This window comes from Kocuria sp. ZOR0020 (genome assembly GCF_000800955.1).
Classification (GTDB): Bacteria; Actinomycetota; Actinomycetes; order Actinomycetales; family Micrococcaceae; genus Kocuria; species Kocuria subflava.
Genome location: NZ_JROX01000141.1, coordinates 1 through 11,761 on the forward strand (window position 1 = coordinate 1; position 11,761 = coordinate 11,761).

The following is an 11,761-nucleotide window of genomic DNA, read 5'->3' on the forward strand; positions in this document are numbered from 1 at the left end:
CACCAACTCGGCGGGCTTTTCCGTGACTGCGGGCAGATCGCCTGGCAGTGAGTACGGCTGGGCACCGTCAATGCGGACGGCCAACGGCAGAATGTTCCATCCGGCAAGGTGGGAGGGCGTGGTCATGCCGGTCATGGTACTCGGGGGCTCTGGGTGTCGGCTCAGTGCAGGGATCCGACTTCCACCGTGGTGCCATCGGCGATGCAGTTGATGGCTGAACGGACGCGGTCCGCCACGCGCGGTGAGAGGTAGCCGTCCAGATCCTGGGGATCCACCCAGGCATGACCCAGCAGTTCCTCCTCCTGGACCGTGATGGTGGTGTTGGACGGGATCTGACCGCCGTCGTACAAGAAGGAGACCGAGTCTCCCCAGATGCCTTGATTAATCCCGTGCGCCACCAGCAGCAGGCGGCCTTCCGGAAGCTGCAGCCCCACTTCCTCCAGCACTTCACGGAAACAGCCGGTCCGGGGGTCCTCCCCGGCCTCGGTGGTGCCGCCGGGCAGAGTCCACCCGTCCTTGTAATTGGGTTCAACCAACAGAACTCGCCCGGCCTCATCCCGGATCACTGCAGCCGAAGCCAAACGGCGAGTTGGCAAGGAATCGATGAATGTCTTCAGCTCGTCCTCAGGCAGATGGGAACTCATGGCGCCGCGCTGACCTTCCGTGTTGTCACTTCAGGAACTTCTCAAAACCCTTGGGCAGATCCTTCAGATCCGGTTCCTGCTGGGCGGGTGCGCCGAAGGCCGAACCGGCCACCGACTGCTTGGTGGTGGCGGCTGCATTCTCCTGCGCACGCTTGGCCGGGTTGCCGGAACGGGAGCCCTTCTTCTTGCCCTTGGCGTTCTTGACCTTGCCCTTGCCACCGGCACCCATTCCGGGCATGGGCGGCATGCCCCCCATTCCCGGCATGGCCGCACCACCACCGGCGCCTGCGCCCATTCCGGGCATACCGCCGGGCATTCCCGGAATCCCCTTGCCCTGGGCCATCTTCTTCATCATCTTCTGGGCCTGCATGAACCGCTCCATGAGCTGGTTGACCTCAGAGACCGTGGCACCGGAACCCTTGGCAATACGCGCGCGGCGGGAGCCGTTGAGGATCTTGGGAGCGGCACGTTCGTGCGGGGTCATGGAGCGGATGATGGCCTCGATGCGGCCGATCGAGGACTCGTCGAAAGCCTCGATCTGTTCACGCATGCCGGCCATGCCGGGCATCATGCCCAGCAGCTTCTTCATGGAGCCCATCTTCTTGAGCTGCTGCATCTGAACCAGGAAGTCGTCAAAGGTGAAGTCCTCCTGATCGGCGAACTTCTGGGCCATCTTCTGGGCCTCGGCCCGGTCCCAGTTCTGTTCGGCCTGCTCAATCAGGGTCAGAACATCGCCCATGTCCAGGATGCGGCTGGCCATGCGGTCCGGGTGGAACTGCTCAAAGTCCTTCACACCCTCGCCGGTGGAGGCGAACATGATGGGCTTGCCCGTCACGGAGGCGACTGACAGGGCGGCACCACCGCGGGCGTCGCCGTCGAGCTTGGCGAGCACCACGCCCGTGAAGTCCACGCCCTCGTTGAAGGCCTGGGCGGTCTGCACGGCGTCCTGACCGATCATGGCGTCGATCACGAACAGGACTTCCTGCGGATCCACGGCGTCACGGATGTCACGGGCCTGCGCCATCAGCGCCTGGTCCACGCCCAGACGACCGGCGGTGTCCACGATCACCACGTCAAAGAGCTTGGCGCGCGCATGGGCCACACCGTCACGGGCCACCTGCACGGGATCGCCCGTGGGGTCGTCGAACTCAGAGGTGGTGCCGGGGTGCGGTGCCCACACCGGAACACCTGCACGGTCACCCACCACCTGCAACTGGGTCACGGCATTGGGCCGCTGCAGGTCAGAAGCCACCAACAGGGGGCGGTGGCCCTGGGCCTTCAGCCAGTTGCCGAGCTTGCCGGCCAGCGTGGTCTTACCAGCACCTTGCAGACCGGCCAACATGATCACCGTGGGCCCGGACTTTGCCATCCGGATCCGGCGGGTCTCCCCACCCAGGATCTCCTGGAGCTGGGTGTTGACGATCTTGACGATCTGTTGGGCAGGGTTCAGGGCCTCATTGACCTCAGCCCCCAAGGCACGTTCCTTGACGGCGGCAGTGAACTCACGGACCACGGGCACGGCGACGTCGGCGTCCAACAACGCGCGGCGGATCTCCCGCACGGTGGCATCAACATCAGCCTCAGTGAGTTTGCCTTTGCCCCGCAGGTTCTTGAACGTGGCTGTCAGGCGATCGGAGAGGGAGTTGAACACGGATTCCTCGCTGTGCGGTACGGGTCAGGGGTGCCACACCACCACCGGGCCGACATGTGGTCGGGCCCCAGTGCCTTGGTGGGCAACAATGCACCAGGTTAACAACCTTCACAGGTCCTGGCGGATTCGGATTCGAATCAGGCAGAGATGCGCTGGGCGTCTTCAGATTCTGTGGCGGACACCGCTGCTGCAGCCGGTGCGGTGGCACGGGCCTTCTGGATGCGGATCTCCGCAGTGTTCAACGGAGTCACTGTGGCCACGTAAAGCTGACGGCCTTGTTCATCCATCCCGGCCGGTTCTGCCACAACCACCTTGCGCACCTTGGGGAAGACGAACTTGTCCATGGCCCACCACCGGAAAATCATGGCGATGGCCGTGCCCAGGATGGGACCGGCAATGAAGTCAGCGGTCTCCTGTACTAGCAGGCTGTAGGCCGGGGTTTCCAGACCGATCACGTAGCGGGAGATGTAGACCGGGGCGCTGTTGAGCAGGATCCCCACTCCACACACGACCGCGAACAGGAACATCTCCAGCCCCGAGTTGTGGCTGCCCTGTTCGGAGAACGTCCACTTCTTGTTCAGGTGGTAGCTCACGATGCTGGCCACGGTGGTGGCGATGATCATGGAGGTGGTGGGGTTGCTGCTGAGCACCGTCCACTTGAGGGCGAAGTTCAGCACCACGGTCAACACAAAACACGTGCCACCCACGGCCAGGAAACGCATCTGGCGGCTGTACTTCTCACGCAGCGCCGTTGCGTTCTGCTTCCATCCAGTCACGATCCGGATTCACCTTTCACCCGCGCCTGGTGCCTCCACGCGCAATCTGTCACTGCCCGAAAAGTCTAGGGAAGAACAAGCTTGCTGATGGGAAGAAGCGTGTGATGTTGACGACGACGGTGGGCCCGGAGGTTCACCCGGGCCCACCGCTGTGGTGGTCATGACCGTCAAAACAGCCTGTCAGACGGCACTTTCCCCGCGTTCTCCGGTCCTGACGCGAACTACCTGGAAAACGTCTGTGACCCAGACCTTTCCGTCGCCGGCGCGGCCGGTGTTGGCGGCAACCACCAGCACGCCCACCACGTCCTGCTCCTGGGAATCCTCCACCAGGATTTCGATTCGGGTCTTTTCCAGCAGGTCAACGGTGTATTCGGCACCGCGGTAGACCTCCGTGTGGCCACGCTGTTGACCGTATCCGTGGACGTTTTGGACAGTCATGCCTTGGATGCCGTAGTCCTCCAGAGCCGTTTTGATGTTCAAGAACTTCTCTGGGCGGACAATTGCTGTGACAAGCTTCATGAGGTTCCTATCTCAGTTGGTGCATCAGGTGATTCGGCAGGTCAGGGCGCGTCAGTGCGCAGACCCGGCACCTGTTTCACTGGGGCGGATCGAGGCACCTGTGGTGGTGCGGGGCAGGAAGGAACCGGCGGCATCGCCTGCCAAGTTGTATCCGGACTCGGCGTGGGTGGTGACATCGATTCCCTGGATCTCTTCCTCCTGGGTGATGCGGAAGCCCATGGTCTTGTCGATCACCAGGGCGATCACGGTGGTCATCACAGCGCAGTAGAGCACGGAGATCACCACCGCCAAGATCTGGGTGCCCAGCAGTCCGAAGCCGCCGCCGTAGAACAATCCGGCCGTGCCCTCAGAGGGCAGGGCCACGAATCCCAGGGCGATGGTGCCCACCAGGCCGGAGACCAGGTGAACGCCGATCACGTCCAAGGAGTCATCCACCTTGAGGCGGTACTTGAAGCCCACGGCAATGGCGGAGCAGATGCCGGACACGAACCCCAGCACCATGGCCCACACAGGGGAAACGTTGGCGCAGGCGGGGGTGATGGCAACCAGGCCTGCCACCACGCCGGAGGCACCGCCCAGGGATGTGGCGTGACCGTCACGGATGCGTTCGGTCAACAACCAGCCCAGCATGGCCGCGGACGGAGCCGCCATGGTGTTGACCAGGATCAGTCCGGCCTGTTCCGGGGAACTGGCCGCACCCACGTTGAACCCGAACCATCCGAACCACAGGATGGCAGCACCCAGCATGACCAGCGGGAGGTTGTGCGGGCGCTGGTTCGGGTCCTTGCCAAAGCCCTGGCGTGCTCCCACCACCAGGATGAGGATGACGGCGGCCACACCGGCGTTGATGTGCACCACCAGACCACCGGCAAAGTCGATGGCTTCACCAAAGCGTGAGCCGATCGCACCGTCCTCGGTCAGCAGGCCCCCGCCCCAGACCATGAAGGCCAGTGGGGCGTAGACTAGGGTGGCCCAGATGGGGACGAACACGGCCCAGGCACCGAACTTGGCGCGGTCGGCAATGGCACCGGAAATCAGGGCCACGGTGATGATGGCAAAGGTTGCTCCAAAAGCAGCCCCCAGCAGGTCACTGGTGCCGATCAGGTTGGTCAAGCCGAAGGCAGAGGTGGGATCGGCCACCAGGCCGCCCAGGATGGAATCCCCGCCGGACATCGAGTAGCCCCACAACACCCACACCACGGTGACCATCCCGATGGAGATGAAGCTCATCAGCATCATGTTCAACACGGCTTTGGCGCGCGTCATGCCGCCGTAGAACAACGCCAGGCCAGGCGTCATGAACAAGACCAGGGCCGAAGCCACCACGGTCCACACATCTGCAGCTGTCAGCGTGATCTGATCCACGCTGCCTCCCTTCATTCCGGTCCGAGTGAGCTCTTGGACCGCGGTGATTGATTCACCAGCATTCAAGGGTGGGGATGTTTCCTGTCCCGGAATTCAGTGTTGCGGTGGTGTTTCCACAGTTGTGATTGTGTGACGGGCGTGTGTCGCCACTGGTGGGGACTTCAGTCCAGCAGAGCGTCCACGAACTGTTCGGGGTCAAAAGGTGCCAGGTCATCCGGGCCCTCCCCCAAGCCGATCAGCTTGACCGGTACACCCAGTGCACGCTGGATGGCCATCACAATGCCGCCCTTGGCCGTGCCGTCCAGTTTGGTGAGCACAATGCCGGTGACATCCACGGCCTGGGAGAAGACCTTGGCCTGAACCATGCCGTTCTGCCCGGTGGTGGCATCGATCACCAGCAGGACCTCGTCAACTTCTGCCGCCTTGGAGACCACGCGCTTGATCTTGCCCAGCTGATCCATCAACCCGGCCTTGTTCTGCAATCGGCCTGCGGTGTCCAGCAGCACGACGTCGGACTCCGCCTCAATGCCCACCTTTACCGCGTCAAAAGCCACCGACGCCGGATCCGCGCCTTCCGTCTCCGAACGCACCGTGACAACACCCACTCGGTTGCCCCAGGTCTGGAGCTGATCGGCCGCCGCCGCACGGAAGGTGTCCGCTGCACCCAGCACGACGTCCTTGTCCTCTGCCACCAGCACACGGGCCAGCTTGCCCACGGTGGTGGTCTTGCCCACGCCGTTGACACCAACCACCAGCATCACGGCCGGAGCAAGGTCCTTGCGCTCAATGGCCAGGGAGCGGTCCATGGTGGGATCCACCACCGTGAGCAGTTCCTCCCGCAACATGGCTTTGACCCGGACGGGATCCTGGGTGCCTTCAACCTTGACCCGCTTCTGCAGCGCCTCCACCAGGTCCATGGAGGCCTCAGAACCCAGGTCGGCCAACAACAGGGTTTCTTCGATCTCGTCCCAGACGTCCTGATCGATCCGGTCCCGGGACAGCAGCGCCAGCAGGCCACGGCCGAACAAGTTGTTGGACTTGGACAACCGGCCGCGCAGACGCGCCATACGGGAGGAGACGGATTCCGGGCGGTCCACCTTGCGTTTGGTGGTGGTCGCAGCCGGCACATCTTCCGTGGCGGTGGGCGCGACGTCGTCGTTGGAATCCCCACTGCCACCGGGGGCGGGATCATCGGCGTCACGGGTGGACTCGTAGCCACCCGGAGGTGCCTTGGGGCCGCGCAGCAGCACGAATCCCAGGATCGCCAGGATGACAACGGCAACAATCACGTACACAAACACGGGTATCTGGTCCACATGGCTATTGCATCACGGCCGGAGGCCACGGCGCACGTGGCGATCGGCCTCCGGCGAACGCGAGAGGCCCGGGAGGATCCCCCTCCTAGACTGCTCGCGTGCCCCTCACCAGACGCTCCACCGAACCGCGTACGCCCAAGGAACCGATTCCGCAGGAAGTCAAGGTTCTGATTGCAGCGGCCTTTGCCATCGCCATCGGCTTCGGCATCGTGGTTCCCGTGCTGCCCCAGTACGCGTCCAGCTTCAACGTTGGCGTGGCTGCGGCCTCCGCGGTGATCTCAGCCTTCGCCTTCTGCCGCTTGATCTTTGCACCGGCCGGCGGACGGATTCTGGACAAGATCGGTGAGCGTCGGACCTACCTGACCGGTTTGGTGATTGTGGCGCTGTCCTCCTTTGCCACGGCGTTCGCTGCGAACTACTGGCAGTTGTTGCTCTTCCGCGGTCTGGGCGGCGTTGGGTCCACCATGTTCACTGTCTCTGCCATGGGTTTGATCGTGCGGCTCTCCCCCGTCAGCGAGCGCGGCCGAATCTCCGGTCTGTACGGTTCCACGTTTCTGATCGGCGGCATTCTGGGTCCGGTGATCGGTGGTTTGTTGGCCGGGATCGGATTGCGGGCACCGTTCATCATTTACGGTGTGGCCATTCTGATTGCCGCCGCCGTGGTCTTCCGTCGCATTGCCCCGGAGGCCCTGGGAGACAGGGCGTCCCGGGCCGCGCAGCCGCGTATGGAGTTCCGGGAGGCGTGGCAGTTCGGTCCGTACCGGGCAGCACTGGTCTCTGGATTCGCCAACGGTTGGACCTCCTACGGCATCCGCGTGGCGCTGGTGCCACTGTTGGTGGCTGCTGCCTTTGGTGCCGGTCCAGTGCTTTCCGGTATCGCCTTGACCATCTACGCTGCAGGCTCCGCGGTGGCACTGACCTTCACGGGGAGGCTGGCTGATCAGCTGGGCCGTAAGCCGCTGGTCATCACGGGTCTGGTGGTGGCCGGCGCCATGACCATCGTGGTGGGGGTCACGGAGAACGTGTACCTGTTCGCCGTGGCATCGTTCCTGGCCGGCGTGGGTTCCGGGACCCTGAACCCGGGACAGCAGGCCGCCGTGGCGGACGTGGTGGGGCCGCACCGCTCAGGTGGTCAGGTCCTGGCACGGTTCCAGATGTCCATGGACGCCGGGCAGATCGTGGGCCCCGTTGCCGCCGGTGCCATCGTGGACGCCACGGGCTTCGGCTGGGCGTTCGGCCTGTCCGGACTCATGTTGATCCTGGCCGCTCTGGCCTGGATTCCGGTCACGGACACCACCAAACGCAAGGACGTCGACGCCGTGCCCACCGGCTCCATCCCGCAAGTTCCCGTACGGGACGGCACCGAGGACGACGACGCCCCGGCTCCGGGCCCAAAGTCATAATCAACGAACAGTTTTTTATGACTTTCGCCGAAAGTCATAAAGTTGCCCTGTGCGGATTATGACTTGATCCGCTGCACCGCAACCGTGAGGGGAAACCGTTGGCTGCTTCATGGCCCGCACTGCAGTACGAGGAACTCACCTGGCACCCCGCTGCCTCGGTCTTCCCCAGGGCCGGCGCGGCCACGCATCCCTTCACCTATCGTGCCGCCGTCCCGCCGCACATCGGTGCTCTCCAGCCCAACCTGGACTCCCGCACCACCCAGTTGGCGCTCGAGGCGGAGAAGGAGCTGGCCCGTTTTGACGCTGCTCAGGGCGGCAGCATCGCATCATCGGCCCCCGTCCTGCTGCGCTCGGAAGCATCATCGTCCTCACAGATCGAAAACCTCAACGCAAGCGCTCGATTCATCCTCAGCGCCGAGCTCGGCGCCAAGCGCAGCCGCAACGCGGAGCTGATCGCCGGTAACACCAGGGCACTCCAAGCCGCCCTTGAACTTGCCGGTGACTTCTCGTCCACTTCAATACTGGAAGTGCACGCCACCCTGCTGGCCTCTCAACCACGCCACGCTCCCGGGCAATGGCGGCAGGAGGCGGTCTGGATCGGGACCCATTCCGACTCACCGGCCGGAGCCGACTACGTGGCCCCCGGTCACGAGCGGGTTCCCGAACTGATCGAGGACCTGGTCAGGTTCGGGCTCCGCACGGACATGCCTGCTCTGGTCTCCGTGGCGATCACCCACGCACAGTTCGAGACCATCCATCCCTTCACGGACGGCAACGGAAGAACCGGGCGGGCCATCGCCCAATCGATGTTGCGTCGCCACGGCGTGACACGCAACGTTGCCGTTCCCGTGTCCGCGGGCCTTCTGGCTGACGTCCGCGGCTACCACGCGGCGCTGACGGCCTACCGCAACGGCGAGATCGCTCCCATGATCGACGCCTTCGCCCACGCCTCCCTGCGCGCGGTGGCGAATGCTTCCCGACTGGTTGCCGAGATCCAAGCGATCCGGAAGAGCTGGGATGATCGTTTGACCGCGCGGAAGAACAGCAATGCCTGGAAGTTGTTGGACGTCATCGCCCAACGCCCCGTGCTCAACTCGGCAGCTGCAGCTCAAGCCCTGGGTGTGCAACAACCCAACGTTTATCCGCCGTTGAACGCATTGGTCGAGGCCGGAATCCTCAAGAACGAGACCGAGCACCAGCTCGGACCGTTCTGGCGCAATGACGAGGTCCTGCAGGCCATCGACGCCTTCGCTGCCCGGACCGGCCGCAGGGACCGCACCTGACGGCTCCTTGTGGGTGGCCCGTCGAGCACGTCACCGCAGTTCTTTGAGTCTCTGTCCCAGCACGGTGGTCACGCCGTCGCGCATGGTGACCCCGTAGACGGCGTCGGCGATTTCCATGGTGCGCTTCTGGTGGGTGATCACAATCAACTGTGAGGATTCCTGCAGCTTCCGGATGATGGTCAACAATCGCCCCAGGTTGCGGTCATCAAGGGCTGCCTCCACCTCGTCCAGGACGTAGAACGGTGAGGGCCGGGCCTTGAAGATGGCCACCAGCATGGCAATGGCCGTCAGGGAGCGCTCACCGCCGGAGAGCAGGGAAAGCCGTTTGATCTTCTTGCCGGCGGGACGGGCCTCCACCTCAATGCCCGTGGTCAGGTAGTCGGACGGATCGGTCAGTCGTAGGCGCCCTTCACCACCGGGGAACAGCGTGGCGAACACACCGGTGAATTCACGTTCGACGTCATGCCAGGCCTCGGCAAAAACCTTCTCCACGTGCTCGTCCACGTCCTTGATGATCTGGCGCAGATCCGCACGCGACTTCTTGACGTCTTCCAGCTGCTCGGAGAGGAACGAATGGCGTTCTTCCAGGGCGGCGAATTCCTCCAGGGCCAGCGGGTTGACCCGCCCCAGTTTGGTCAGGTCCTTCTCTGCTGCGGCCAGCCGCCTTTCCTGCTCGGCACGGACGTAGGGCCTGCCCATGAGGTCCTCGGGCGGGGCGTGGTGGCCGTCGTCGCTGTCCGGTGATTGCCTGTCACGGCCCTCCGGTTCCAGTGGGGCAGGTTTCAGCTCGGCCGGGTCGATCCCGTCCCGTTCGGCTTCCAGCTCACGCCGAACCGCGGCCGCGGCCGCCCGCTCATCCCGGGACTGAGCCGCCTCCAGCACGGCATCGGCATCCGGAATCAGCAGATGCGGCCCGTAGTTCTCCACCAGGTCATCCGGGGTCAGGCCCAGGTCCTCCAGGGACTTGGTCTCCAGTGCTTCGATCCATGCACGCTTTTGCGCCCGCGCCAGTTCGTCCCGGTGAACGCTGTCCGTGAGCTCATGGACCTTGGTGGCCAGGGAGTCATTGGCCGTGCGCACGGACTGCAGTTCGGCATCAATCTGCGCGCGCAGATGCTCTGCGCGCGCCCGCTCGGACTCCGCAAGGTCCACGGAGTCATCGATCCGCACCAGAATCTGGCCCACCGCCGCCACAACGGCTTCGGCATTGCGCGCCTGCAGACGCCGCCGTTCTGCCCGCCGGGCGGCTTCCTCCCGGGCCCGCCGTTCCGCGGCAGCCGCCCGCTCCTGGGAATGCGCACGGTTGCCCAGAGCACGCGCCTGTTCTTCCAGCGAGCGCAGTGCCAACCTGGCCTCGGTCTCGGCAGTGCGAGCCTTGGATGCCGCGTCATGGGCGGCATCCCGGGTGGCCACGGCCTGCAGATGCCGCTGTTCATCAGCCTCTGCATCCGTGGTGTCCTGCGCGGCCTCCAGCCGGTTCACGGCCTCCGTCAGGGCGCGTTGGTGGGCAGCAACCTGGTCCTGTGCCTGGCTGACCTGCCGGTCGAATCGCTCGGATTCGGCTTGGGCTGAGGTGAGCACGGCCTCCGTGCGGGACAACGCAGACTGTGCCTGCTGGTGCTCGCGTTCTGCCGCCTGGAACGCGTTGCGGGCAACCTCTGCCTGGGGGCGCAGCTGATCGGGTTCACCGTGGGCTGCCTGAGCCACCGTGGTGGCTTCCTGCAAGGTGGCGGCCAGTTCCGCCAACAGGGTTTCAGCTTCCTCGGCACGGGCCAGGGTCTCCACAGAACCGGCGGCCTCCGTGGCCCCGCCCCACGCACTGTGGGGGGCAAACACATCGCCGTGGCGGGTCACGGCACGCACCTGGGGGTGTTCGGTGATCAGACGCAACCCCGTTGCGGCGTCGTTGACCAGGACCGTTCGGGCAAGTTCCGCGCGCACCTGCTGCGCCACCGCCTCAGCGGCGTCCGACTCCGCGCCCGTGGTGGCGCGCACGGCGTCGACGGCGGGCACAGTTCCGGCCAGTCGACGGATCTCCGGTGGCAAAGCATCCGACACCTCACCTGACCCGGTGCCTGCCACCAGGACATGGACACGGCCGGACCCGGACTCCCTCAGTGCCTGAAAAGCGGTGGCTGCCGCCGTGTGAGACCGCACTGCCAGCGCCTCGGCCAGTGGTCCCAGGGCCGCAGTGACGGCCTTCTCCCAGCCCGGTTCCACCGCCAACAGTTCAGCCACAGCGCCCACTACGGATTCCGGAGCCCGGCTGCGCACCACATCAGATCCATCCGGCTGGCGTACCGAGGCCCGCAAGGTCTCCGCGCGGGCTGCTTGGGTGTCATGGGCCCGCAGTGCCTCCGTCCTGGCGGTGTCTGCAAACCGCGCGGCATCACGGGCGGCTTCAAAGGCCTCGACGGTCTGCTCCCGTGAGTCCCGGGCACGTTCCAGTGCCTGCGCCGTGTCATCGGCGGCAACCCGCAAGGCATCCACTTCACCGGAAGCCTTCTGCCGGCGCAACGCGGCCTGCCCCACGGTCTCCCGTAGGCGCTGCAGTTCGTTTTCGGCTGCCTCAACCCGCGAGCGCGCCGATCCCACGCCACCGGAGAGTTTGGCCATGCCCTCGCGGCGATCTGCCGCGGCACGCAGGATGGCACTCACGGCGGCCTCGGCCTGTTTGGCCTCGGCTTCGCTGTCCTCCCGGTCCTGGATGGCCTCAGCCAAGGTGTCCACGGCCTGCTCCACCCGAGCCAGCATCTGCTGTTCTTCCTCGCGGGTGCGGCGGGCCTGTTCGGCCAGTCGCTCGG

General features: G+C 64.9%; 9 protein-coding genes. 2 read left to right on the forward strand and 7 right to left on the reverse strand.

Going from position 1 to position 11,761, the window contains the following annotated elements; translation table 11 throughout:
- Window positions 1-161 precede the first annotated feature (161 nt).
- The 6 genes from L979_RS08870 to ftsY form a co-directional block, all read right to left on the reverse strand.
- Window positions 162-644, reverse strand: coding sequence for an NUDIX hydrolase (locus L979_RS08870; protein ID WP_047691777.1), 483 nt, complete (start codon window positions 642-644; stop codon window positions 162-164).
- Window positions 645-669: 25 nt separating this feature from the next.
- The gene (ffh, locus tag L979_RS08875; RefSeq protein WP_047691780.1) at window positions 670-2,295 is read right to left on the reverse strand and encodes a signal recognition particle protein; all 1,626 of its coding nucleotides are present in this window, start codon (window positions 2,293-2,295) and stop codon (window positions 670-672) included.
- 137 nt (window positions 2,296-2,432) lie between these two features.
- The gene (locus L979_RS08880) at window positions 2,433-3,071 is read right to left on the reverse strand and encodes a GtrA family protein (protein WP_052209717.1); all 639 of its coding nucleotides are present in this window, start codon (window positions 3,069-3,071) and stop codon (window positions 2,433-2,435) included.
- Window positions 3,072-3,251: 180 nt separating this feature from the next.
- Entirely contained in the window at window positions 3,252-3,590 is a 339-nt protein-coding gene (locus L979_RS08885) for a P-II family nitrogen regulator (protein WP_047691783.1), read from the reverse strand.
- A gap of 51 nt (window positions 3,591-3,641) precedes the next feature.
- Entirely contained in the window at window positions 3,642-4,946 is a 1,305-nt protein-coding gene (locus L979_RS08890) for an ammonium transporter (protein ID WP_047691795.1), read from the reverse strand.
- A 170-nt stretch (window positions 4,947-5,116) separates the two neighbouring features.
- Window positions 5,117-6,271: a signal recognition particle-docking protein FtsY gene (gene ftsY, locus L979_RS08895; protein ID WP_231559477.1), complete on the reverse strand. Its 1,155-nt coding sequence runs from the start codon at window positions 6,269-6,271 to the stop codon at window positions 5,117-5,119.
- A 98-nt stretch (window positions 6,272-6,369) separates the two neighbouring features.
- Between ftsY and L979_RS08900 the strand changes: the two genes are divergently transcribed.
- Together L979_RS08900 and L979_RS08905 are read left to right on the forward strand one after the other, a co-directional pair.
- Complete coding sequence (locus L979_RS08900; protein WP_231559478.1) at window positions 6,370-7,674, forward strand: MFS transporter; 1,305 nt, start codon at window positions 6,370-6,372, stop codon at window positions 7,672-7,674.
- 98 nt (window positions 7,675-7,772) lie between these two features.
- Window positions 7,773-8,957 carry a Fic family protein gene (locus L979_RS08905; RefSeq protein ID WP_047691786.1) on the forward strand — a complete coding sequence of 395 codons (1,185 nt, stop codon included), beginning with the start codon at window positions 7,773-7,775 and terminating at the stop codon, window positions 8,955-8,957.
- Window positions 8,958-8,987: 30 nt separating this feature from the next.
- On the opposite strand, the gene L979_RS08910 is transcribed toward L979_RS08905, so the two are convergent.
- Window positions 8,988-11,761: AAA family ATPase (locus tag L979_RS08910; protein ID WP_047691789.1), on the reverse strand; the 2,774-nt coding region annotated here is incomplete at its 5' end.